Source organism: Roseobacter cerffii, assembly GCF_054226325.1.
The window spans coordinates 1140342-1164321 of record NZ_CM135757.1; the positions used below are offsets into that span (position 1 = coordinate 1140342).

A 23980-nucleotide genomic window follows, 5' to 3' on the forward strand; every position below is an offset into this window, starting at 1 on the left:
AGGCCATCAGACCATGCGCGTGCTGCGCGGCCTAGTGCGCGCTCCAAAGAGGCGTTGACTCTGTCTTGGGGCACAGTATAAGCGCGGCTTCATTGGTGTTGGTGGCCCCCGCAAGGGGATGCCTGTCGGGCCCCGGAAACGGATCAAGGCCAGAGGACAACGCCCTTCATCGCCCCATCCGGGCCACATAAGAAGGATATCAGCCGTGACCAAACGCACCGCTGCCAAGTACAAGATCGACCGTCGCATGGGCGAAAACATCTGGGGTCGTCCGAAATCTCCCGTCAACCGCCGGGAATATGGCCCCGGCCAGCACGGGCAGCGCCGCAAGGGCAAGCTCAGCGATTTCGGCATCCAGCTGCGTGCCAAGCAGAAGCTCAAGGGCTACTATGGCGACCTGACCGAGAAGCAGTTCCGCCGCATCTACGCCGAAGCCGAGCGTGTGAAGGGCGACACCGGTGAGAACCTGATCGGTCTGCTCGAGCGCCGCCTCGACGCCGTGGTCTACCGCGCGAAATTCGTGCCCACCGTCTTTGCGGCGCGCCAGTTCGTGAACCACAAGCACGTGCGTGTGAACGGCAAGATCGTGAACATCCCGTCCTACCGCGTGAAAGAGGGCGACGTGATCGAGGTCCGCGACCGGTCCAAGCAGATGGCGACGCTGATCGAAGCGACACAGCTGCCCGAGCGTGACGTGCCGGATTACATCGAGGCGGACCACTCCAAGATGAGCGCCACCTTCGTGCGCACACCGGCTCTGGGCGATGTGCCTTACCCGGTGATGATGGAGCCGAACCTCGTCGTTGAATTCTACGCGAAGAACTAAGCCTCTTCGCCTCCGACAGTCTGAGAACCGCGCCGCATACGCTGGCGCGGTTTTTTCGTTCAGACCGCCCGCGCGACGACGCCAAAACTGGTACGCGAGGGCGGGCCGGAGGGGAAGCGATACTGCGTCTCTACCTCGAACCCGGCGCGGCGCATCAGATCGGTGATCTCATCCGGCCGAAAGGTGCGATGACGCCATTGCAGCCAGATGATCACGTTGCACCAATGCGGCTTCGACACCACCAGCAGCAGCCGCGCGCCGGGGCGGGCGAGGCGGCGCATGGCGGTCAGCGCGGTCATCGGATCGTCGAAATGCTCGATCACGTGCGCGGCCAGCAGCACGTCGAAGCCGTCCGGCTGCACGTCTTCCAGCGCTCCATGGTGGGTCTCGGCCACTACCTCGCGGCGCAGCAGCGCGCCGCGTGCCACGTCCAGCATCGCCTCGGAAGGGTCGAGCAACGCCATGCGCCCGGGTGCGCCGTGGATGGCGACCCAGGCCTCGGCCAGCGCCCCGGTCCCGGTGCCAATGTCGATGACCTGCTGCCCCGCGGTCTCCTCGCGGCCCTGATCGGCGATGAACCCGAGGTAGCCGTCGAAATACCCCAGAGCGCGCATCTTGTCGGACCACCGAGGTGCGGCGGTCGTATAGCGCTCGGCAAGATCGGTGGCGTTCTGGGTCATGCGGGCAGCGTGGCACGGTGCAGCAGCGCCCGCAAGCTGCTGGAGCGGCGCGGAGGGATGGTGAGGCCGTCAAGTGACGCTACGTTGGAAACAGTCTGTTCGGCGGAAATCCGCTTGACCATGTGGCTGACGCCAGTTAGCACCAAGCCTGAAAAATTGATTAAAATTGTGGAGAGAGTAATGAGTATCTGGAAAGTGGCTGGCGCCGTTGCGCTGACCCTTGCTGGCACCATCGGTGCCCATGCCGCCACCATCAAAGTCACCACATTCGACGCTGCCGCCTACAATAGCGGTTTCGGCAGCGGCAACACTGTCGGCGAAGACTTCGAAACGCTGGGCGGCACCCAAGGTGAAGGTGAGGTTGGCCCGTCGCTGTCGACCGCGGTCGGCACATTCGAATCGCTGGGTGGCCAGGGCACTGGCAACTCGGTCATCGGCACCGGCACCGAGCTGGCGTTGCGCGATGGCAAGGTCTTTGGCCGTACGAACACCGTGCCGCAGGGCGGGACATGGTTCCTCGACAGCAACGACACGGCTGGCATCAAGTGGACGGTGGACACCGGAAGCCTGTTCAACAAGATCGCCTTTGTGCTGAATGACGGCAGCGACCAGGGTGCCTTCCTGCGCATCACCGCGGGCGGCGAGTCGAAGGAGCTGCGCACCGGCGGCAGACTTCCGAACGGCAACGCGCGGACCATCGAGATCAGCTTTGGCGAGAAGGTCTCCACTGCCGAGATCACGCTGGGCAACTTCTTCTCCGCTGGCGGCGACGAGGTGCGCTTCAACGATGGGTTCTCCATCGACGGGATCGCGGTTTCCGCAGTTCCGCTGCCCGCCTCCGTCCTGTTCCTGGGCGCGGCCATCGGTGGGCTCGGCTGGGCCGGGCGTCGCAAGGCAAAGAAGGCCTGACGCCACCGCAGATTCGATTGCAAAGGGCTCGGGCGACCGGACCCTTTTTCGTGTGCCTGCCCGGAAGATCTTGCTCGGATGCGCGCAGACCGCGGTTTGGTGGTGGCACAGCCTGCGGCACCTCGCTAATGTCCGCCGGACAGGAGACCACCCGATGACCACAGCCATGCGCGCCCAGCCCGGAATCATGGATATCGCCTTCTACCAGGGCGGTGCCTCCCGGATTGAGGGGCACGAAAACCCGCTCAAGCTGAGCTCCAATGAAAACCCCCTTGGCGCAAGCCCCAAGGCGATACAGGCGGTGACCGAGGCCGCGCTGTCGCTGCACCGCTATCCGCCGACCGATCACGCCGGCCTGCGCAGCGCCATCGCCGAGGTGCATGGGCTCGATGCGGACCGCATCATCTGTGGCGTGGGTTCGGACGAGGTGCTGACCCTGCTGGCCATGGCCTTCGCCGGCCCGGGCGACGAGGTGCTCTACACCGAGCACGGCTTCGGGCTCTACCGCATCTTCGCGCTTTCGGCAGGGGCCACGCCGGTGGTGGCACCCGAACGCGACCGCCGTGTGGACGTGGAGGCGCTGCTCGACCATGTGACGCCTGCCACGCGGCTGATCTACATCGCCAACCCGGCCAACCCCACGGGCACCGCACTCGAAATGGCGGAGCTGGAAGGTCTCGCCGACGCGCTGCCCCCGCAATGCTTGCTGGTGCTCGACGGTGCCTATGCCGAGTTCTACGGCGGCTACGACGGCGGCGCGGCGCTGGTCACCGAACGCGATAACGTGGTGATGACCCGCACCTTCTCCAAGCTCTATGGCTTGGGCGGGCTGCGTGTGGGCTGGGGGTATGCCAGCCAGCACATCATCGACGTGCTCAACCGCATCCGCGGGCCCTTCAACATGTCAACGGTCGCCCTCGCCGGGGCCGAGGCCGCCGTGCGCGACCGCAATTTTGTCGAAACCTGCCTGACCGTGAACGCCGAACAGCGCGCGCGGCTCACCGGCGGGCTGCGCCAGCTGGGCATTGCCTGCGACGACAGCGAGGCCAACTTCGTGATGGCGCGGTTTGCCGATGAGGCGGAGGCGCTGGCCGCCGACGCGCATCTGAAATCCGCGGGTATCCTGGTGCGGCTGGTCAAGGGCTATGGCTTCCCCGAAGCGCTGCGCATCACTGTCGGCAGCGCCGAGGACACGACCCGCGTGCTTGACGCCCTCGCCAGCTTCCGGCGTGCGGCATGAGCGTGATCTACAACCGTGTCGCGCTGGTCGGGCTGGGGCTGATCGCCTCCTCGATGTTCTGGGCGATGAAGCGGCGCGGGCTCGCGGGCGAGGTCACCGGCTTTGCGCGCTCCGAGGCCACGCGGGAAACCGCCCGTCGGATCGGCCTCTGTGACCGGGTCTGCAACAGCGTCGCCGAGGCGGTGGCCGAAGCTGACCTCGTGGTGCTGGCCGTGCCCGTCGGCGTGATGGGGGCGGTCGCGGCCGAGATCGCGCCCGCGCTGAAACCGGGCGCCACGGTCACCGATGTGGGCTCGGTCAAGCGGGATGTGATCGACAGCGTCGGGCCGCATCTGCCCGACACGGTGCATTTCATCCCCGGCCATCCGCTGGCGGGTACTGAGCATTCCGGGCCCGAATCCGGTTTTGCCGAGCTCTTTGACAACCGCTGGTGCCTGCTGGTCCCGCCCGAGGGCGCAGACCCGGCGGCGGTGGCGCAGCTGCGCCGCCTCTGGGAGGGTCTGGGTAGCAACGTGGAAGAGATGGCGGCGGATCACCACGATCTCGTCCTCGCGGTCACGAGCCACGCGCCGCACCTTATCGCCTACACGATGGTCGGCGTGGCCGATGATCTGCGCCGGGTGACGGACAGCGAGGTGATCAAGTACTCGGCGGCAGGCTTTCGCGACTTCACCCGCATCGCGGCGAGCGATCCGACCATGTGGCGTGACGTCTTCCTCACCAACAAGGATGCGACGCTCGAGATCCTCGGGCGCTTCACCGAGGAACTCTTTGCCCTGCAGCGCGCCATTCGCACCGGTGATGGCGATCACCTGCATGACTATTTCACCCGCACACGCGCCATTCGCCGCGGCATCATCGAGGCGGGGCAGGACACGGACGCGCCGGACTTCGGGCGCGCGCAGAAGCCAACGTGATGCGCTGGCTTCTGGCGTTCACGCTGCTCGCGGGTACGGCTGCGGCCAATGTGCCCGACAGCTCCAAGCGCCCGGTCCTGCGCCCCGAGAGCCTGTCCAAACCGCCTGTCCTGCAAAGCTCGGGCGCCATCGCGACCGCTGAGGCACGCGCCGCGACAGTGCGCGGCACCGCGCCCGGTGTCTCGCTCCGGCCACAACAGCGCACCCGCGCGGTGCGCCGTCTGATCCGCACCTATCAGAAACAGCGCGCCGAAGGTGCTGTCTGCAATGACCCGGATCTCCAGGGAGAGTTCGTGGGCGCCGTGCCGGGCCGGATTGCAGGCTGTGGCGTGGCCGAAGCGGTGCGCCTGCGCGCGGTCTCGGACGTGCTGCTCAGCCAGCAGGCGGTGATGGATTGCCCGACCGCGCAGGCCTTGAAAAGCTGGATCGAAAACTCGGTCCAGCCCACGCTGGCCAACAAGGGCGGCGGTCTCAAGGGGTTGCGCGTGGCCGGTCACTATGTCTGCCGCACGCGCAACCACAAGCGGGGCGCGCGCATCTCCGAACATGGCAAGGGCCGCGCCATCGACATCTCGGCCTTCGTGCTGCAAGACGGCACCACGATCACCGTGCTGAAGGGATGGACATCGCGCGATCACGGGCAGGCACTGCGCGACATGCACAAGGGCGCCTGCGGGCCCTTCGGCACCGTGCTCGGCCCCAATGCCGACAGCTTCCACCGGGATCACTTCCATTTCGACACCGCGCGCTATCGCAGCGGCACCTACTGCCGTTAGCGCAGCACCAGCCGCGGGGCAGAGCCCAGCGGCACGAACCCCAGCAGCACCAGCCCGTCGCGCAGGGTCAGCGTCACGTCAATGGCGCGCGGGTCACCGGAGGCGCCCGCCAAGGCGCGCAATACGCTCTGGGCCTGCGGCGCAAGGGCAGGGGGCAGCACTCCCGCCCGTTCAGCCAGTGCCAGCATCTCCTGCCAGTTCCGCGCCTGCAGCGACAGGGTCCCGTCCGGCACCCCCTCCGCATCGACGGTCACATCCGTGGCCGCGCGCAGCTCCAGCTTGCCCCAGACCGCCTCGGCAAGGTCGATCTTGATCCGGCGCGGCTGCGGGCGCGCCACCTCGACCGCGCGCCTGTCCCAGACCTGGTCGAATGTCACCTGCATCCGCAGCGCAAAGCTGTCAAAACTCACCGGCCAGCTCTCGGGCACCCGCAGCGCCGCGCGCGGCGCCGGGCCCGGCTGCAGCGCCGCTGCCCCCGCGGTCAGCGCATAGCGCAGCGGGTCGGCCGCGTCCTGTGTGACCGCCACGCGCAGGTCCTCGGCCTGCAGCACCTCGCCCTGCGGCCCGGCCAGTGACCAGGGCCCGGACGCAAATTCCAGCCGCTCCAGCTCCAGCGCATTGCCCGGTTGCAGCTCCATCTGGGCCGTGGCGGCCTGCATCAGAAGCGTCGCACGCGCCTCGGGGCTCGCCAGCGTGATCGCGTCTTCGGGCAGGGTCACGGTGATGTCGCCCGGCCACCACGCGGGTGCTGAAACCTCCACTGCGCTGGTCGTGAGGGCCACGCCGGTCTCGGGATCAGCGAGCGCCGGCAGCACCATCTCCGCATCAAATCGCAGGGGAAACCCACCCACGTCGAGACGCCCATACTCCGCCTGCCAGCCTTCGGCCCGCCGCGCCTCGAACCAGTCGGCAGTGGCCGTCTTGACCGCTTGCGCCGCCCAGAGCCACCAGCCTGCCCAGACCAGCGCCACCAGCCCCACTGCCCATATGATCCGAGGCATCGCCGACCTCTTTGCCTTTTGCCCTGAATTGAGGTTTACGCAATGCAGGCAAGGAGAACCAGTCATATGACCATGTGGGTGTTCGGCTATGGCAGCTTGTTGTGGAAACCCGGCTTTGACGTCTACGAACAGGTCGTCGCAACCCTGCCGGGCTACGCGCGGTCCTTCTGCATGTGGTCGATCCACCACCGCGGCACCGAGGACGACCCCGGCCTCGTGCTGGCGCTCGATGAAGACCCGGGCCACGCCTGCGAAGGGGTCGCCCTCGCCGTGCAACCCGGCACTGAAGAAGCCACGCTCACCTACCTGCGCGAACGCGAGCTGATCTCTTCGGCCTATCTCGAACGCACGCTCGATGTCGATCTGGTGGACGGGCGACGCGTGCAGGCGCTGGCCTATGTGATCAACCGGGCCAACCGGCAATATTGCGGCGGCCTGCCGCTGGAACAGCAGGCGCAGATCATCGCCAAGGCCAAGGGCGGCATGGGGCCGAACACCGAATATCTCTACAACACCACGCGGCATCTTGCCGAGATCGGCCTGCACGATCCCGATCTGGAGTGGCTGAGCCAGCGGGTGCGGCACCTGACCTCATAAATCCTTGGCGCAAGGGGCAGTTTTCAGGTTAAACTGCGCCCGGGGCAGAACAATAACGCGCGGGGACCAGCGCATGGCATTGCCAGTTCGACAGGCAAGACCGGTGTTTTCACAGCCGGTGCGGCAGATTTCCATGATGCTCATCGTGCTGGCGCTGTCGGGCTTCGGCAGCTTTCTGGCACTGCCACGGGTGTTGCCCGTGTTCGAGGCCAACCCCTATCTGAACGGCTTCATCCTCTTCGTCTTCGCAATTGGCGTGCTGGCCTGTTTCTACCAGGTCTTTCAACTGATCGGCTCGGTCCGCTGGATCGAGCGTTTCGCCTCCGACCGGCTCGACCGGTCGACCCAGGCGCCGCTGCTTCTGGCGCCTCTGGCGACACTGCTGCGCTCGCGCGGGGCCCGCATGCAGGTCAGCGCCACCTCCACGCGCTCCATTCTGGATTCCGTTGCCACGCGCATAGACGAGGCGCGCGAGATCACGCGCTACATCGTCAACATGCTGATTTTCCTTGGTCTTCTGGGCACTTTCTATGGGCTCGCAACCACTGTCCCGGCGGTTGTCGACACCATCCGCAGCCTCGCCCCGCAGGACGGCGAGGGCGGCGTGCAGGTCTTCAACCGCCTGATGACCGGGCTCGAGGCGCAGCTGGGTGGCATGGGCGTGGCCTTCGCCTCCTCGCTGCTGGGTCTTGCCGGGTCGCTCATCGTGGGGCTTCTGGAACTCTTTGCCGGGCACGGCCAGAACCGCTTCTACCGCGAGCTCGAGGAATGGCTGAGCACCATCACCCGCGTCGGCTTCAGCTCCGGCGATGAGGCGGCGGGCGATCAGGGCGCACTGGCGGGCGTAGTGGAACATATGGTGGACCAGATGGAGCGCCTGCAGGAGATGTTCCAGAACTCCGATGTCAGCCGCTCGGAGATCAACGAGAACCTCAGCACGCTCGCAGGCTCCATCGAGCGCATGACCCAGAAGATGGACGGGATGGACCCGGCCAGTGCCGCGCTTGAGCGGGTGGCCGCCGGACAGGAGCGGCTGATCTCCGCTCTGGAAAACCAGGGGGCAGGTGACGGGATCGATGCGGAAAGCCGGATGCGCCTGCGCTCGATCGATGTGCAGATGCTGCGCATCCTCGAGGAAATCTCCGCCGGTCGGCAGGAGAGCATGGCCGAGCTGCGGATGGATCTGTCCCGGCTGACCGAGGCGCTGCGCAGCACCCCACCACGCGCCAACACGCGCCTCACCTCCGAGGACGGCTGATCATGGCGCTGTCGCGACGCACGGGCACACGGTTCCAGGCGTCGATCTGGCCTGGCTTTGTCGATGCGATGACGGGCCTGTTGCTGGTGCTGATGTTCGTGCTGACGATCTTCATGGTGGTGCAATTCGTGTTGACCGAACGGATCACCGGGCAGGAAACTGAGCTGGATCAGTTGGCTGGCGAGGTTGCGGCGCTGGCGCAGGCCCTGGGTCTGGAACGGCAGACAAATGCGGATCTGGAAGGCCAGGTGGGCACGTTGCAGACAACCCTGTCGGACGCGGAGGAACGTATCGCGACGCTCACCGTGACCCGCGACGCGCAGGCCGCAGCTTTGGACGCTGCGACCTCGCAAATCACCCGTTTTGAGGCCCAGGTCGCCGCGCTGATCGCACAGCGCGACAGCGCGCGCGACAATGTGGCCGCGCTCACCGCGGAGCGTGACACCGCCTTGGGGGATGTGGCACAGCTGGAGGCCGAACAAGCCGAGTTGCTGAGCGAGCAAGAGGCGCTCAACCTCGCGCTGGCCGCCGCGCGGGGTGAGATCGATGCGCAGGCCGAGGCGGCGCGTCTGGCCGCTGCCCGGCGCGAGGCGCTCGACGCCCTCGTGGCCGATCTGCGCGCGCGCAACGCCGAGGCGGAGGGGCAGGCTGCGGCTTTGGCGTCGGATCTCGATGCGGCCCGCGCCGCGCTCAGCGAAGAAGAAGCCGCGCGTCTCGCCGAGGCCGCGGCGGCGGAAGCGCTGCGGGCGCGGCTCGAAAATGCGGATGCCGAGCTCACCGCGATGACGCTGGCGCTCGAAGCGCAGCGCAAGGAGGCCGAAGACACCTTGACCCTTCTGGCCGCAGCCCGGGCGGCGCAACAGGATCTCGATGCCGAGCTTGCGGCCGCACTTTTGCAGGTCGATGGGCTGGCGGCCTCTCTCGATGCGGCGGGCACCGAGGCCGAGGCCTTGCGGGCCGCTGAAGAGGCCCTGCGCGCCGAGCTTGAGACCGCAGAGCGCTCGGCGGCGGATCAGGAGGCCTTGCGCGCGCAGTTGGCGGAGGCATTGGCGGCCAGGCTCGCCGCGGAAACGCTGGCCGAAGACACCAGTACCGAGGCTGAGCGGCGCGCGGCTCTGCTCGCCCAAGCCCAGCAGGCGTTGGCTGAGGAGGAGGAAATCAGCGCCGATGCACAGCGCCAGGCCGAGCTTCTGAACCAGCAGGTCGCGGCGCTTCGGGGGCAGCTGGGCGATCTGCAGGCGCTGCTCGATGATGCAGCAGACCGGGACGCCGCCTCGGAGATCCGCCTGCAGTCGCTCGGGTCCGATCTCAACACTGCGTTGGCGCGGCTTGCAGCGGAAGAACGGCGCCGGTCAGCGCTGGAAGAGGCCGAACGCAAGCGGTTGGAAGAAGAGGCTGCGCGGCTGGCGGCGGAGACAAAGGATCTCGAGCAGTATCGCTCGGAGTTCTTTGGTCGGCTCCGCGATGTGCTGGGGCGGCAAGACGGTGTGCGGATCGAAGGAGACCGGTTCGTGTTCTCCTCCGAGGTGCTCTTTGCCCCGGCGAACGCCGAGCTGTCGCAGGAAGGCCAGGCGGAAGTGGCAAAGGTTGCCGAGATCATTTCCAGCGTCGCCGATGACATCCCGCCCGAGATCAACTGGGTCTTGCGGGTCGATGGCCATACCGATGATGTGCCGCTGTCGGGCACCGGACGCTACGCAGACAACTGGGAGCTCAGCCAGGGGAGGGCGTTGTCCGTCGTGAAATACATGGTGGAGGTCCTGGGGCTGCCGCCAGACCGTCTCGCGGCGAATGGCTTCGGCCAGTACCAACCGGTGGCGACGGGCGACACCGAGGCCGCCCGCGCACAAAACCGGCGCATCGAGTTGAAGTTCACCGAACGGTAGAGCGGAGGGGCCCCGCGCGGCCGGGTCAGCCATGGCTGACCCGGCCGCGCGGGCCGCGCCAGCTCAACCCTATCCGCGCGGTGTCAGTTGTGGCGCTTGCTCTCTGATGACTACGGATAAAAAAGGCCCCGTCGGTTGGTGCCGACGGGACCATTCTATCTTTTCGACCGCGTTACTCTGCGGTCAGCAGCGGCGGTTTGTCACCGGAGAGGCGCGGTTTGTCGGGGCCTTCGATCTTGAGATCGATCTCGCCGCCTTTCACGCCCACTTTCACGATGCCGCCCTTGGCAAGCTTGCCGAAGAGCAGGTCTTCCGCCAGCGGCTTCTTAATATGCTCCTGGATCACGCGACCCAACGGACGTGCGCCCATCTTGCTGTCATAGCCCTTATCCGCCAGCCATTCGGCAGCGGGTTTGGTGAGCTCGATGGTCACGTTGCGATCCATCAGCTGCGCTTCAAGCTGTAGCACGAACTTCTCGACCACCCGCAGGATGACCTCCTTCGGCAGCGGCGCGAAGCTGATCACCGCGTCGAGACGGTTGCGGAACTCCGGTGTGAACGTCCGCTCGATCGCGGCGGTATCTTCGCCTTCGCGGCGGTCGCGACCAAAGCCGATGGCCTCTTTCGCCTGCTCAGCCGCCCCGGCGTTCGAGGTCATGATCAGCACCACGTTGCGGAAATCCACCGTGCGGCCGTTGTGATCGGTGAGCTTGCCGTGGTCCATCACCTGCAGCAGGATGTTGTAGACATCCGGATGCGCCTTCTCGATCTCGTCAAGCAGCAGCACGCAGTGCGGATGCTGGTCCACACCATCGGTCAGCATGCCACCCTGATCAAAGCCCACATAGCCCGGAGGCGCGCCGATCAGGCGGCTGACCGCGTGTTTCTCCATATACTCCGACATGTCGAAACGGAGCAGTTCAACGCCCAGCGTATCCGCGAGCTGTTTGGCGACTTCCGTCTTGCCCACACCGGTTGGCCCGGCAAAGAGATAGTTACCAATGGGCTTCTCGGGCTCACGCAGACCGGCGCGCGCCAGCTTGATCGCCGACGACAGCGCCTCGATGGCGCTGTCCTGCCCAAAGACCACGCGTTTCAGCGAGCCTTCGAGGTCCTTCAGCACCTCGGCATCGTCTTTCGAGACGTTCTTCGGCGGAATGCGGGCTATCTTCGCGACCACATTCTCGATCTCCTTGGTGCCGATGGTCTTACGCCGTTTCGCGGCGACCACCAGATGTTGCGCGGCACCCGCCTCGTCGATCACGTCGATGGCCGAATCCGGCAGCTTGCGGTCGTTGATATAGCGCGAGGCCAACTCCACCGAGGTCTTGATCGCATCGGCGGTGTATTTCACCGAGTGGTGATCCTCGAAATAGGGTTTGAGCCCGCGCAGGATTTTCACCGCATCTTCGACCGACGGCTCGTTCACGTCGATCTTCTGGAACCGGCGGCTCAGCGCGCGGTCCTTCTCGAAATGCTGGCGGAATTCCTTGTAAGTGGTCGAGCCCATGGTGCGCAGCTTGCCGCCCGCGAGCGCGGGTTTCAGCAGGTTCGAGGCATCCATCGCCCCGCCCGAAGTTGCACCAGCCCCGATCACCGTATGGATTTCATCGATGAAGAGCACTGCATCTTCATGCTGCTCCAGCTCCGCCACCACGGCCTTCAACCGCTCTTCGAAATCACCGCGATAGCGGGTCCCGGCCAACAGTGCGCCCATATCGAGCGAATAGATCGTTGTGCCTTCCAGCACCTCCGGTGTCTCACCCGCGACGATCTTGCGCGCCAGACCTTCCGCAATTGCGGTCTTGCCGACACCCGGGTCACCCACCAGCAGCGGGTTGTTCTTACGGCGACGGCAGAGCACCTGAATACAGCGCTCGACTTCGGCATCGCGCCCGATCAGCGGGTCGATATCGCCTTCGCGGGACTTTGCGTTCAAATCCACGCAGTATTTCTCAAGCGCGCTCTCTTTCTTTTCGCCCTCGGTCACGCCCTGCGCTTCCTCTTCATGCTCCGGCGCACCGGAAACCGGGCGCTGTTCGCCATAAGCGGGGTCCTTGGCGACCCCATGGGCAATGAAATTCACCGCGTCATAGCGCGTCATGTCCTGCTCTTGCAGGAAGTAGGCCGCGTTGCTCTCGCGCTCGGCAAAGATGGCGACCAGCACATTGGCGCCGGTCACCTCCGTGCGCCCGGAGGACTGCACATGGATGGCGGCCCGCTGGATGACCCGCTGAAAGGCCGCCGTCGGCACCGCTTCGGAGCCGTCCACGTCCGTCACCAGATTGCTCAGGTCCTCGTCGACAAATTCCACAAGGGTGGCGCGCAGATCGTCGATATCGACGCTGCAGGCCTTCATGACGCGCGTGGCGTCCGGTTCGTCGATCAGCGCCAGCAGCAGGTGCTCAAGCGTCGCGAATTCGTGGCGGCGGGCATTGGCCAGCGCCAGCGCGGAATGGATTGCCTGTTCCAGTGTGGTCGAAAATGAAGGCACGGGCTGTGCTCCTTCTGATCGGGGTCGGTTGGGGATCTGATTGATGCCGATCCGTAAGCCGACCATGGCCTCATAGTATTAGAGTTTGGTTGATCGCAGGCCCGCTTCAAGTTTTTTCTGCACTTTCACGGTCACAAATTGTGTGATCCCGACATGAAAGACTGCGATTTCGGCGTTAGAAGGCGTCCTTGCGGGCGCGGATTTCAGCAAAGACCTGGACATCGCTCGCGTCTGTCATGCCCAGACGGGCGCGGATATCCGGATCTGAGGCGCGCAGAAACGGATTTGTGGCCATTTCAAGCGCCAAGGTGGAAGGAACGGTGGCCTCACCCGCCGCACGGGCGGCATCGATGGCCGTGCTCCGCGATATAAGATCAGGATTATCCGGGTCAATGGTTAACGCAAACTTAGCGTTGGACGCGGTGTATTCATGGCCCGAGCAGACGGTGGTCTCGGGCGGCAGCTGCATCAATTGGCTCAGCGAGCCCCACATTTGCTCTGCTGTGCCCTCGAAAAGCCGCCCGCACCCCAGCGCCATGAGGCTGTCGGCGGTGAAAACGGTGTCGGCGTCGGGAACATAATAGGCGATATGCCCGGTGGTGTGCCCCGGCACGTCCATGACCTGCACCTGATGCCCCGCAAACTCAAAGCTGTCCTCGCCCTTGTGCGCATGATCCAGCGGCGGCAGCCGGTGCGCATCCGCGGCACCTCCGCGCACCACGGCCTGATGCGTGGCCAGGATCTCGGGCAGCCCCTGCGAATGGTCCGCGTGATGATGCGTGATCCAGACCTCGCTGATCGCCCAGCCGCGCGCCTCCGCGGCAGTGAGAACCGGTGCCGCCTCGGGCACATCGACCAGCGCCGTGGCACCGCTCTCCTCATCATGCAGCAGAAACGCATAGTTGTCCGTGAGGCAGGGCACGGTGACGAGTTCAAGGGCCATGGTCATTCTCCAAGAGGTTTGCGACACTATCTTCAGAGTGACCCAAGACGAGACGGGCTGCAATGCATCTGGACGTGCAGGATCTGCGCAACTTCTACTACCGCTCGCCGCTGGGGCGCGCAGCGCAGGCCAGCCTGCGCGGGCGCATTCTCGAGCTCTGGCCCGAGGCCAAGGGCCAGACGGTGGTGGGCTATGGCTTTGCCGCCCCGCTGCTGCGCCCTTACCTGAAAGACGCCCGCCGCGTGATCGCGCTCATGCCGGGCCCGCAGGGGGTGATGCCCTGGCCCGCCAATATGCCCAATGTCTCGGTGCTCACCGAGGAGACCTGCTGGCCGTTGGAGACCGGCCATGTGGACAAGCTGGTGATGCTGCACGGTCTCGAGACCTCCGAACGCGTCTCGGATCTTCTCGAGGAATGCTGGCGCGTGCTGGGGCCGGGGGGCAGGGCGCTCTTCATCGTGCCGAACCGCGCAGGCCTCTGGGCCCGGCGCGACCGCACGCCCTTCGGCTTTGGCCGGCCGTACTCTCCCGGACAGCTGGAAACGCAACTGCGCAAGCACCAGTTCCTGCCCGAACGCCACGTCGGCGCGCTTTACCAGGTGCCCTCGACCAAGCGGATCTGGATGAAGGCGGGCCCTGCGTTTGAGAAATTCGGTCGCCGGGTGCCCACGATGATGGCCGGGGGCGCCTTCATGGTGGAGGCCACCAAGCTGGTCTATCCGCCGAAGGGCAAGATCGAACCCGCGCGTTCCCTGCGCCCCAGCGCGGTGCTCGAGCCCACGGCCAAGCCGGTTTAGCCATTAAACGGTCCGGTCCATTTCAAGCTTTTTTGTGGTTTTGCTGAAAAACCCGGCGCGGGAATCGCAAAATTCATTAATAATTGCGCCGTTTCGCAAACTTTCTGAGACGCCAAACGGTCGCACCCGGCCCAAGCGCCTGAAAACACGGGAAAAGAGGTTTGAACGCTCTACAGTATCTCATGTTGCGGGGTGGGAGGCTCTCTGCTACATCACCGCTGATTTCGACGTCTTGAGTTAATTCAAGTCGCGCCAACACGCCCGGTGACGCGATGTTTTCGCATACCCGGGGCCAGAACATCGGAAGGGTGGACGTGTCAGAACCAGCTTCGATTTCCACGAGTATTGCCGCGCGTTATGCCACCGCGGTCTATGAGATCGCCAAGGATGGCAACGCCGTCAAAGCTCTTGAAACCGACCTTGATGCCCTGAAAACCGCGCTCGGAGAGAGCGAAGATTTCCGCGCCCTGATCCACTCCCCGATCTACTCGCGCGATGAACAGGGCGCCGCGATCAGCGCCATCGCCAAGAAAATGGAGCTGTCCGACACCATGGCGAACACGCTGGCGCTGATGGCCCAGAACCGCCGCCTCTTTGTGTTGCCGCAGCTGGTCACAACCCTGCGCGACATCATCGCCGCCGAAAAAGGCGAAGTGACCGCCGAGGTAATCTCGGCCAAGGCGCTGACCAAGGGCCAGGCCGACAAGCTCGCCAAGACATTGAAAGCCTCCACAGGCAAAACCGTGACACTCGATACAACCGTCGATGAAAGCCTCATCGGCGGTCTGATCGTCAAAGTTGGTTCGCGCATGGTCGATACCTCGATCCGCGCGAAGCTGAATTCCCTCCAGAATGCAATGAAAGAGGTCGGATAAATGGGTATCCAAGCAGCAGAGATTTCTGCGATCCTGAAAGACCAGATCAAGAACTTCGGTCAGGAAGCCGAAGTCGCCGAAGTGGGCCGCGTGCTCTCCGTCGGGGACGGTATCGCGCGCGTCTACGGTCTGGACAATGTGCAGGCCGGTGAAATGGTCGAATTTCCCGGTGGCATTCAGGGCATGGCGCTGAACCTCGAATCCGACAACGTGGGTGTCGTGATCTTCGGCTCCGACCGCGACATCAAGGAAGGCGACACCGTCAAGCGCACGAACTCCATCGTGTCGGTGCCGACGGGTGACGAGCTGCTCGGCCGCGTTGTCGACGGTCTGGGCAACCCGATCGACGGCAAGGGTCCGATCAACGCCAAGACCTCCTCTCAGGCGGACGTGAAAGCGCCGGGCATCATCCCGCGCAAATCCGTGCACGAGCCGATGGCGACCGGCCTCAAGGCCGTTGACTCGATGATCCCGATTGGCCGTGGCCAGCGGGAGCTGATCATCGGCGACCGTCAGACCGGCAAGACCGCCGTGGCGCTCGACGCGATCCTGAACCAGAAATCCTACAACGATGCCGCAGGCGACGATGAGAGCAAGAAGCTCTACTGCATCTATGTTGCCGTCGGCCAGAAGCGCTCCACCGTGGCGCAGCTGGTGAAGAAGCTCGAAGAGACCGGCGCGATTGACTACTCCATCGTGGTCGCCGCCACTGCCTCCGAGCCTGCGCCGATGCAGTTCCTCGCGCCGTACTCCGCCACCGCGATGGCCGAGCACTTCCGTGACAATGGCCGCCACGCGCTGATCATCTATGATGACCTGTCGAAACAGGCCGTGTCCTATCGTCAGATGTCGCTGCTGCTGCGTCGTCCGCCCGGACGTGAAGCCTACCCGGGTGACGTCTTCTATCTGCACTCCCGCCTTCTGGAACGCTCGGCGAAGCTGGGTGATGACGCGGGCAACGGCTCGCTGACGGCCCTGCCGATCATTGAAACCCAAGGTGGTGACGTGTCGGCCTTTATTCCGACCAACGTGATTTCGATCACCGACGGCCAGATCTTCCTTGAAACCGAGCTGTTCTACCAGGGCATCCGCCCCGCCGTGAACACCGGTCTGTCGGTCTCCCGCGTGGGCTCCTCGGCTCAGACCAAGGCGATGTCCTCCGTGGCGGGCCCGGTGAAGCTGTCCCTCGCGCAGTACCGCGAAATGGCGGCCTTTGCCCAGTTTGGCTCCGACCTTGATGCCTCCACCCAGCAGCTGCTGGCCCGGGGCGCGCGTCTGACCGAGATCATGAAGCAGCCCCAGTATTCGCCGCTGACCAACGCGGAAATCGTCTGCGTCATCTTCGCAGGCACCAATGGTTTCCTCGACAAGATCGACGTGAGCGAGGTCGGCCGCTTCGAGAAGGGCCTCCTGGGTCACATGCACTCCAAGCACAGCGACATTCTCGACTGGATCACCAACGAAGATCCCAAAATCAAGGACGATGCAGCAGACCGGCTGAAGGCTGCGATCAGTGAATTCGCCGCTGATTTCGCTTAAGAGGTAGGCCCAATGCCCAGTCTTAAGGATCTCAAAAACAGGATCGAGTCGGTCAAATCGACCCGCAAGATCACCAAGGCGATGCAGATGGTCGCCGCCGCGAAACTGCGCCGTGCGCAGGAAGCGGCGGAGCAGGCCCGCCCCTACACCGAGCGTTTCAACGCGGTGATGGCGGGGCTTGCGGCCTCCGTCGGCGGCTCGGATTCAGCACCCAAACTGCTGTCGGGCACAGGCTCCGACAAGGTGCAGCTGCTGATCGTTATGACCTCTGAACGCGGCCTCTGCGGCGGCTTCAACTCGAACATCGCCAAGCTCGCCAAGACCCACGCGGCCAAGCTGCAAGCCGAGGGCAAAGAGGTGAAAATCCTCACCGTCGGCAAGAAGGGGCGTGACCAGCTCAAGCGCGACTTCGGATCGCTCTTCATCGACCACGTGGACCTCACCGAGGTGAAACGCGTGGGCTATGCGGATGCGCAGAGCATCGCCAAGGACGTGCTCGCACGCTTTGACGCGGGCGAGTTCGACGTGGCCACGCTTTTCTATTCGAAGTTCGTGAACGTGGTCAGCCAGATCCCCACCGCACAACAGATCATCCCGGCGAAATTCGAGGAAGAGGAGGGCGACGAGGCCTCCACTCTCTTCGACTACGAGCCATCCGAGGAAGCGATCCTCGCCGATCTGCTGCCCCGCGGTGTGGCCACGCAGATCTTCGCAGGGCTCTTGGAAAACGGCGCCTCCGAGCAGGGCGCGCGCATGTCCGCGATGGACAACGCAACCCGCAACGCAGGTGAGATGATCGACCAGCTGACCATCGAGTTCAACCGCTCGCGTCAGGCTGTGATCACCAACGAGCTGATCGAAATCATTTCCGGCGCGGAAGCGCTGTAAGACAAACCGGAGAAACGACATGGCAAATGCAGTCGGCAAAGTCACCCAAGTCATCGGCGCGGTCGTTGACGTTCAATTCGAGGATCACCTGCCGGAGATCCTGAACGCGCTGGAAACGGACAACAACGGCAACCGCCTCGTGCTCGAAGTCGCACAGCACCTCGGCGAGAATACCGTGCGCACCATCGCGATGGACAGCTCCGAAGGTCTCGTGCGCGGCCAGAAGGTCACCGACACCGACGGCCCGATCTCGATCCCCGTGGGCAACGCCACGCTGGGCCGGATTCTGAACGTGGTGGGCGAGCCTGTGGACGAAAAAGGCCCTGTCACATCGGACGAAACCCGGCCCATTCACCAGCCCGCGCCCGAGTTTGCGGCCCAAGCGACCGAATCCGAAGTCCTGGAAACCGGCATCAAGGTGATCGACTTGCTGGCGCCTTATGCCAAGGGTGGTAAGATTGGCCTCTTCGGCGGTGCGGGCGTGGGCAAGACCGTTCTGATCATGGAGCTGATCAACAACATCGCCAAGGTGCACTCGGGCTACTCCGTGTTCGCCGGTGTGGGCGAGCGGACCCGTGAAGGGAACGACCTCTACCACGAGATGATCGAATCCAACGTGATCAAGCCCGACAATCTCGAGGATTCTCAGGTGGCGCTGGTCTACGGCCAGATGAATGAGCCTCCCGGAGCGCGCGCGCGCGTGGCGCTGACCGGTCTCACACTGGCCGAGCAGTTCCGCGACCAGTCCGGGACAGACGTGCTCTTCTTCGTCGACAACATCTTCCGCTTCACGCAAGCGGGCTCCGAGGTGTCGGCCCTTCTGGGTCGTATCCCCTCCGCTGTGGGCTACCAGCCGACACTGGCGACCGACATGGGCGCGATGCAGGAGCGCATCACCTCCACCAAAGCGGGTTCGATTACCTCGATCCAAGCGGTCTACGTGCCTGCGGACGACCTCACCGACCCCGCGCCTGCAACCACCTTTGCGCACCTCGACGCCACAACCGTGCTGTCGCGCGCGATCTCCGAGCTGGGCATCTACCCCGCCGTGGACCCGCTCGACTCGACCTCGCGTCTGATGGACCCGGGCATTGTGGGCGAAGAGCACTACAAGGTGGCGCGCGACGTGCAGGGGATCCTCCAGCGCTACAAGTCGCTGCAGGACATCATCGCGATCCTCGGCATGGACGAGCTTTCCGAAGAGGACAAGCTCACCGTGGCCCGTGCCCGCAAGATCCAGCGCTTCCTCAGCCAGCCCTTCGACGTGGCCAAAGTCTTCACCGGCTCCGACGGGGTGCAGGTGCCTCTGACCGAGACCATCGAGAGCTTCAAGGCGGTTGTGGCCGGTGAGTACGACCACCTGCCCGAAGGCGCCTTCTACATGGTCGGCGGCATCGAGGAAGTGAAAGCCAAAGCCGAGAAAATGGCGGCCGACGCCGCCTAAGGAGGCCCCCGATGGCAGACACAACCCAATTTGACCTGGTCTCGCCTGAACGGCGGCTGGCCTCGGCCGCCGTCACCGCGGTGCAGATCCCGGGTGCTGATGGCGACATGACGGCGATGGCAGGGCATGCGCCCACCATCACCACCCTGCGCCCCGGTGTGCTGAGCGCCGAAGGCCCCGATGGCACCTCCGACTACGTGGTCACCGGCGGGTTCGCCGAGATCACCGCGTACGGCGTGACGGTCCTGGCCGAACGCGCCATGCCGAAAGGTGAGGTCACCGCCGACGACATGGCGGCCCTGATCAAGGAAGCCGAGGACGCGCTGGCGCAGGCCAAGGAAACCTTCGTGAACGAGCCGGGCCCCGTCGATGACGCGGCCAAGCTGCTCGCCGATATGGTGGCCGTGGGCGATCACATCCGCGTCTGACCTGGCACCTTCAAGACCTACAGGAAGCCCCCGCAGCGCCGGGGGCTTTTTGCGTTTCAAGATCCTGCCGCGCCACTTTGCGCAGCCAGGCCATGAAGGTCCGCAGATGCGGCGTGCAGCGCCCCGGCACCGTCACCATGTGATAGCCCAGCCCATTGTCCTTCAACTCAAAGAGCTTCACCAGCTGCCCGCTGCGGACATCCCGTTCGATGATCGAGCTGGGCTGCACCGTCACCCCAAGCCCTGCCAGCGCCGCTGAGAGCGCAAGGTCATTGGTGCTGAGCAAGGTCACGTTCAGCCCTGCGATATCAATGCCTTCGCCCTCCAATACCCGATGCTGTTCGCGCTCATAGCTGTCCATCACCCAGGGCAGGTCGGTCAGGTCGTGCAGGCTGCGCGCCTCCCGCCCGGCGATCAGATCGGGATGTGCCACCGCGCAATAGGCGGCTGCGGTCAGCATCTCCGCCTCCAGTTTCGGCCAGTCGCCCGCGCCATAGCGCACGCCCATGTCGAACCCCTCCTGCCGCAGGTCCATGACCGAGCAACTGGGGTTGATGTTCACCTGGATCTCCGGGTGCTTTGACCAGAACTCCCCGATGCGCGGCATCAACCAGCTGCCCGCAAACCCCGGTGTGACGGTGATATTGATCGGGCGGTCGGCGTTTCGGTCGCGCAGATCGGCCACCGCCTCGGCAATGGTCTGGAACCCGTCGCCCAGCTGCTCGGCCAACGCGCGCCCCGCCGCCGTGGCGGCAACGCCGCGCCCCTGCCGCACCAGCAGAGTGTCCGCAAACTCCTGTTCCAAGCTCCGCACATGCTGTGCCACAGCCGCATGGGTCACGTTCAACTCGCGTGCCGCAGCGCTCAGGCTCTGATGCCGGGCCGCGGCCTCAAAAGCGCGCAGGGCGGCGAGCGAGGGGATATGATGCCAATCCATACTGTTAGTTCAACTTATATATAGAAAACCATATTTCTTTGCAGACTATCATATGAGGCTCCTATGTTGATGCCAGACTACAAAGTCAGGAGATCAACATGTTCGCCATACTTTCAGATACAATCAGAATTGCAACCCTGCAAGACGCCTGGAGCAGCCGCCGCGACTACCCGGAAGTCACCGGCCTGATGTCCGAGATGGACCGCCGCGCAGGGCGCAAAACGGGGCGGTGGGCGCGGTCTGACGGGCGCACCCGGCGCTGAGGCGTGAGCAGCGTGACTGATTGGGTGGTGGGGCGTTACTCGACGGTGTCGATGTAGAGCTTCACCGCCGCATACCAATCGGCATAGGTGCGGATCTCCTCATTTGTGAGGTCAGCGGCGATACTGCTCATGATCTCGTGCTCCCGCTGCCCTGAGCGGAACGCCTTGAGCTGCGTGTCGATGTAAATGTTGGTCTCACCGGCGAGGTTCGGCACATCCTCGGCCAGATGCATCCCATCCGCGCCGTGACAGGCCACGCAGAGCTCCGGCGCGCCTTCAGGGTCCGCCGTCAACTCGGCCCGCGCCTCATGGCCTCCGTACCAGGCCGCCAGGTCAGCGATCTGCTGATCGCTCAGGTTGGCGGCCACGATAGTCATCATCTCATGCTCGCGCGTGCCGTCGCGAAAGGCGGTGAGCTGCGCGCGCAAATAACTCTCGGGCTCGCCGCCGATATGCGGGGCAATTGGGATGGTCGCATAGCCATCCGCCCCGTGGCATGTCCGGCACTGACCGGAAATCTTGCGTCCTGCATCCCGGTCGCCCACGATTTCTGCCGCAAGGGGCCCGGCGCACAGAAGCGCGCCGGACAGGGCCATCAAAAGCCTCACCGCGTGTAAGCGATGCGCCAGATGGCACCCGCAAAGTCATCCGAGACCAGCATCGAGCCGTCCTTCAGGAAGGCGATGTCCATCGGCCGCCCACGGTACTCGCCCGTCTCCTCGTTGAGCCAGCCATCGGCAAAGACCTGCGCCTCGACCGCATCGCCGGTTTCGGGATCAAGGGCGGTGAACATCACCCGCGCACCCACGGGCGTGGTGCGGTTCCACGAGCCATGCTGCGCCCAGAAGATGCCGCCCTGATAAGCATCGGGGAAGCTCGACCCTTCATAGAACTTCATGCCGAGGTCGGCGGCATGGGCGGTCAGCTCCAGCTGCGGTTCAATGAAGGTTACGCCCTCAGGCCGTGGATGCTCCGCTTCGGACATGATCTCGACGCGGCTGTTGGTCCAGGGAAAGCCGAAGTGCTGGCCCGCCTCGGTCTGGCGGTTCAACTCGCCCGGCGGGATATCATCCCCCATGCCGTCGACCTGATTGTCCGTCCACCACAGCTCGCCCGTCTCGGGGTGGAAATCCTGCCCCACCGAGTTGCGCACCCCACGGGTAAAGACCTCTCGGCCCGTGCCGTCCGTGTTGATGCGGATGATACCGCCGATGCCGATCTTGTCGTACAGCTCGACCTTCTCCGCAGGCTGCACGTTGTGCGGTTGGCCGAGCGAGATGTAAAGCTTGCCGTCCGGGCCTACGTCACAGACCCGCGCGGTGTGGTTGAAGCTCTCTTCCTCCACCGGCACCAGATCACCCTGTTCGACCACAACGGCCACCGCCGGGTCGGGCCCTTCAAAGAAGAACTCCGCCGCCGGGAAATTTAGCACCCGGTTGCGCTCGGCAATGAACAGGAAGCCATCCTTCGAGAAGCAGGGCCCGTTGGGAATGTCGAAGGTGATCGAGGGTGCGAAATCTTTGACCTCATCCGCCACCCGGTTGCGGTCGCGGTCCACCACGGACCAGACCTTGTCCTTGCGGGTGCCCACGAAGGTCACCGTTCCCTGTGGTGCTACGGCCATCGAGCGGGCGTCGGGCACCACCGCGTAGAGGCTCACCTCGAACCCGTCGGGGACGTTGATGTGTGGAATAATCTGCTTCAGGGCGTCGGCCCGGTCGCCGGTCTGATCGATCGTGGTAAAGGTCGCATCGGTGCGCTGCATGTTGGACAATTTGTCCATATTGTCCTGCGCTGCCGCACCCCCCGCCATCGCAACGCCGAGAACGGCGCCGGTGGCAAATTGCTTCACTGTCATGAAATTCCTCCCAGATTTCGTGTGTCAGATGTCCTGCTCGCTCAGGCTTTGCCTCCCTGGTTCAACTGCCATCGGGAAATAACAGCAACAAAGGTTAACGCTGTCAACAACCGCTGCGTGTGGCGGGCGCACGCTCGGTTCAGACTTTGGTCGCAAAGAGGGGGCTGGCGCGGCGAAAACCACCCGCACCGATGCATCCACCGACAAAATACCGACGTGATACCGACGTGATACCGACACGCCAAAACGCCTTGTTTTAAACGGGGCGCGGCGGTTCGGGCCGACCGGCGGCGTATTTCGGGAAAACCGTTGCGCGTGCGCTCTGTTTACTCAGCGGCGTAAGTGCCGTCGTAGATCGGGCTGAGCGTTTCCGCTTCAAAGAGGGAGGAGACCGAAGTGCCGTTCCAGATGTTCAGGATCGCCTGCGCAAAGACGGGTGCCGTCGGCACGACGCGGATGTTGCGGGCCTTCTGGATGGCCTCAGTGGGGGCGATGGAGTCGGTGATCACAAGCGACTTCATCACCGAGTTCGTGACCCGTTCCACTGCCGGGCCGGACATGATCCCGTGCGTGATGTAGGAGTGCACTTCCTTGGCGCCGTTTTCCATCAGCACCTCCGCCGCCTTGCAGAGCGTACCGGCCGTATCGCACATGTCATCCACGATGAGGCAGGTTTTCCCCTTCACATTGCCGATGACTGTCATCTCCGCAACCTCACCGGGCTTTTCGCGGCGTTTGTCCACAATGGCCAGCGGCGAGTTGATCCGCTTGGCGAGCTCCCGCGCCCGCGCCACACCGCCCACGTCCGGCGAGACCACCATCAGCTCACCCATGCGCTTCTTGAACGCTGTCTGGATGTCCAGCGCGAAGATCGGTGAGGCATACAAGTTATCCACCGGGATGTCGAAAAACCCTTGAATCTGAGCAGCATGCAGGTCCATCGTCAGGACCCGCTCGATTCCCGTGCCGACGAGCATATTGGCCACCAGCTTGGCGGTGATCGGCGTGCGCGCCTTGGTGCGCCGGTCCTGCCGGGCATAGCCGAAATAGGGCAGCACCGCCGTCACCCGCGCGGCCGACGAGCGCCGCAGCGCGTCGGCCATGATCAGAAGCTCCATCAGGTTGTCATTGGCCGGGTTCGAGGTCGACTGCAGGATGAACATATCCTCGCCGCGGACGTTCTCGAACACCTCGACGAAAATCTCGCCATCGTTGAACCGCTCGACCCGCGCGTCCACCAACCCGACCTGCTTGCCCCGATGCATCGACATGCGCCGCGCGATGGCGTTGGCCAAGGGCATATTGGCATTACCAGCGATCAGTTTTGGTTCTTGGACTTGGGGCATGAGGCGATTTCCTGGAGAGCAGCTGGGAACGAAATTGTGACAGATTCGTGATGTTGACTCCCCCTACCACGGCCTTAC

The 23980-nt window shown here is 64.3% G+C and carries 23 protein-coding genes; 15 read left to right on the plus strand and 8 right to left on the minus strand.

What is annotated here, in order from left to right; translation table 11 throughout:
- Nucleotides 1-205 precede the first annotated feature (205 nt).
- Nucleotides 206-826 carry a 30S ribosomal protein S4 gene (gene rpsD / locus ACVC7O_RS05530; RefSeq protein WP_458325088.1) on the plus strand — a complete coding sequence of 207 codons (621 nt, stop codon included), beginning with the start codon at nucleotides 206-208 and terminating at the stop codon, nucleotides 824-826.
- A gap of 59 nt (nucleotides 827-885) precedes the next feature.
- On the opposite strand, the gene ACVC7O_RS05535 is transcribed toward rpsD, so the two are convergent.
- A complete protein-coding gene (locus ACVC7O_RS05535) occupies nucleotides 886-1506 on the minus strand; it encodes a class I SAM-dependent methyltransferase (protein WP_458325089.1) in 621 nt (206 codons plus the stop codon).
- A gap of 180 nt (nucleotides 1507-1686) precedes the next feature.
- Between ACVC7O_RS05535 and ACVC7O_RS05540 the strand changes: the two genes are divergently transcribed.
- The 4 genes from ACVC7O_RS05540 (at nucleotide 1687) to ACVC7O_RS05555 (ending at nucleotide 5348) form a co-directional block, all read left to right on the plus strand.
- Nucleotides 1687-2415, plus strand: a complete 729-nt coding sequence (locus ACVC7O_RS05540; protein ID WP_458325090.1) for a VPLPA-CTERM sorting domain-containing protein — start codon at nucleotides 1687-1689, stop codon at nucleotides 2413-2415.
- A 154-nt stretch (nucleotides 2416-2569) separates the two neighbouring features.
- Entirely contained in the window at nucleotides 2570-3655 is a 1086-nt protein-coding gene (hisC, locus tag ACVC7O_RS05545) for a histidinol-phosphate transaminase (protein WP_458325091.1), read from the plus strand.
- Complete coding sequence (locus ACVC7O_RS05550) at nucleotides 3652-4572, plus strand: prephenate/arogenate dehydrogenase family protein (RefSeq protein WP_458325092.1); 921 nt, start codon at nucleotides 3652-3654, stop codon at nucleotides 4570-4572. The genes hisC and ACVC7O_RS05550 overlap by 4 nt, the downstream gene beginning before the upstream one ends.
- Nucleotides 4572-5348: an extensin-like domain-containing protein gene (locus tag ACVC7O_RS05555; RefSeq protein WP_458325093.1), complete on the plus strand. Its 777-nt coding sequence runs from the start codon at nucleotides 4572-4574 to the stop codon at nucleotides 5346-5348. Before ACVC7O_RS05550 ends, ACVC7O_RS05555 begins: the two co-directional genes overlap by 1 nt.
- On the opposite strand, the gene ACVC7O_RS05560 is transcribed toward ACVC7O_RS05555, so the two are convergent.
- The gene (locus ACVC7O_RS05560) at nucleotides 5345-6349 is read right to left on the minus strand and encodes a DUF2125 domain-containing protein (protein WP_458325094.1); all 1005 of its coding nucleotides are present in this window, start codon (nucleotides 6347-6349) and stop codon (nucleotides 5345-5347) included. The genes ACVC7O_RS05555 and ACVC7O_RS05560 overlap by 4 nt on opposite strands.
- A 66-nt stretch (nucleotides 6350-6415) precedes the next feature.
- Between ACVC7O_RS05560 and ACVC7O_RS05565 the strand changes: the two genes are divergently transcribed.
- The 3 genes from ACVC7O_RS05565 (at nucleotide 6416) to ACVC7O_RS05575 (ending at nucleotide 10090) form a co-directional block, all read left to right on the plus strand.
- Nucleotides 6416-6946 carry a gamma-glutamylcyclotransferase gene (locus ACVC7O_RS05565; RefSeq protein WP_458325095.1) on the plus strand — a complete coding sequence of 177 codons (531 nt, stop codon included), beginning with the start codon at nucleotides 6416-6418 and terminating at the stop codon, nucleotides 6944-6946.
- Nucleotides 6947-7019: 73 nt separating this feature from the next.
- Complete coding sequence (locus ACVC7O_RS05570) at nucleotides 7020-8204, plus strand: biopolymer transporter ExbB (protein ID WP_458325096.1); 1185 nt, start codon at nucleotides 7020-7022, stop codon at nucleotides 8202-8204.
- A 2-nt stretch (nucleotides 8205-8206) separates the two neighbouring features.
- The gene (locus ACVC7O_RS05575) at nucleotides 8207-10090 is read left to right on the plus strand and encodes a peptidoglycan -binding protein (RefSeq protein ID WP_458325097.1); all 1884 of its coding nucleotides are present in this window, start codon (nucleotides 8207-8209) and stop codon (nucleotides 10088-10090) included.
- Nucleotides 10091-10262: 172 nt separating this feature from the next.
- On the opposite strand, the gene clpA is transcribed toward ACVC7O_RS05575, so the two are convergent.
- On the minus strand, nucleotides 10263-12584 hold the full coding sequence (gene clpA / locus ACVC7O_RS05580; protein ID WP_458325098.1) for an ATP-dependent Clp protease ATP-binding subunit ClpA: 2322 nt from the start codon (nucleotides 12582-12584) through the stop codon (nucleotides 10263-10265).
- A 175-nt stretch (nucleotides 12585-12759) separates the two neighbouring features.
- On the minus strand, nucleotides 12760-13527 hold the full coding sequence (gloB, locus tag ACVC7O_RS05585) for a hydroxyacylglutathione hydrolase (protein ID WP_458325099.1): 768 nt from the start codon (nucleotides 13525-13527) through the stop codon (nucleotides 12760-12762).
- A gap of 62 nt (nucleotides 13528-13589) precedes the next feature.
- On the opposite strand from gloB, the gene ACVC7O_RS05590 reads away from it, so the two are divergent.
- The 6 genes from ACVC7O_RS05590 (at nucleotide 13590) to ACVC7O_RS05615 (ending at nucleotide 19498) form a co-directional block, all read left to right on the plus strand.
- Nucleotides 13590-14324 (plus strand): methyltransferase domain-containing protein, encoded by a 735-nt coding sequence (locus tag ACVC7O_RS05590; RefSeq protein ID WP_458325100.1) that lies wholly within the window; start codon nucleotides 13590-13592, stop codon nucleotides 14322-14324.
- A 314-nt stretch (nucleotides 14325-14638) separates the two neighbouring features.
- On the plus strand, nucleotides 14639-15199 hold the full coding sequence (locus ACVC7O_RS05595; RefSeq protein ID WP_458325101.1) for a F0F1 ATP synthase subunit delta: 561 nt from the start codon (nucleotides 14639-14641) through the stop codon (nucleotides 15197-15199).
- Nucleotides 15200-16738, plus strand: coding sequence for a F0F1 ATP synthase subunit alpha (gene atpA / locus ACVC7O_RS05600; protein WP_458325102.1), 1539 nt, complete (start codon nucleotides 15200-15202; stop codon nucleotides 16736-16738).
- Nucleotides 16739-16750: 12 nt separating this feature from the next.
- On the plus strand, nucleotides 16751-17626 hold the full coding sequence (locus tag ACVC7O_RS05605; RefSeq protein ID WP_458325103.1) for a F0F1 ATP synthase subunit gamma: 876 nt from the start codon (nucleotides 16751-16753) through the stop codon (nucleotides 17624-17626).
- A gap of 19 nt (nucleotides 17627-17645) precedes the next feature.
- On the plus strand, nucleotides 17646-19070 hold the full coding sequence (gene atpD / locus ACVC7O_RS05610) for a F0F1 ATP synthase subunit beta (RefSeq protein ID WP_458325104.1): 1425 nt from the start codon (nucleotides 17646-17648) through the stop codon (nucleotides 19068-19070).
- 11 nt (nucleotides 19071-19081) lie between these two features.
- Nucleotides 19082-19498, plus strand: a complete 417-nt coding sequence (locus tag ACVC7O_RS05615; RefSeq protein WP_458325105.1) for a F0F1 ATP synthase subunit epsilon — start codon at nucleotides 19082-19084, stop codon at nucleotides 19496-19498.
- 10 nt (nucleotides 19499-19508) lie between these two features.
- On the opposite strand, the gene ACVC7O_RS05620 is transcribed toward ACVC7O_RS05615, so the two are convergent.
- Nucleotides 19509-20435 carry a LysR family transcriptional regulator gene (locus tag ACVC7O_RS05620; protein WP_458325106.1) on the minus strand — a complete coding sequence of 309 codons (927 nt, stop codon included), beginning with the start codon at nucleotides 20433-20435 and terminating at the stop codon, nucleotides 19509-19511.
- A 98-nt stretch (nucleotides 20436-20533) separates the two neighbouring features.
- On the opposite strand from ACVC7O_RS05620, the gene ACVC7O_RS05625 reads away from it, so the two are divergent.
- Nucleotides 20534-20698, plus strand: a complete 165-nt coding sequence (locus ACVC7O_RS05625; RefSeq protein ID WP_458325107.1) for a hypothetical protein — start codon at nucleotides 20534-20536, stop codon at nucleotides 20696-20698.
- 35 nt (nucleotides 20699-20733) lie between these two features.
- Here the strand turns inward: ACVC7O_RS05625 and ACVC7O_RS05630 are convergent, their stop codons facing one another.
- The 3 genes from ACVC7O_RS05630 to ACVC7O_RS05640 form a co-directional block, all read right to left on the minus strand.
- On the minus strand, nucleotides 20734-21294 hold the full coding sequence (locus ACVC7O_RS05630) for a c-type cytochrome (RefSeq protein ID WP_458325108.1): 561 nt from the start codon (nucleotides 21292-21294) through the stop codon (nucleotides 20734-20736).
- Nucleotides 21295-21302: 8 nt separating this feature from the next.
- Nucleotides 21303-22556: a PQQ-dependent sugar dehydrogenase gene (locus ACVC7O_RS05635; protein ID WP_458325109.1), complete on the minus strand. Its 1254-nt coding sequence runs from the start codon at nucleotides 22554-22556 to the stop codon at nucleotides 21303-21305.
- 326 nt (nucleotides 22557-22882) lie between these two features.
- On the minus strand, nucleotides 22883-23902 hold the full coding sequence (locus ACVC7O_RS05640; RefSeq protein WP_458325110.1) for a ribose-phosphate pyrophosphokinase: 1020 nt from the start codon (nucleotides 23900-23902) through the stop codon (nucleotides 22883-22885).
- Nucleotides 23903-23980: the final 78 nt, after the last annotated feature.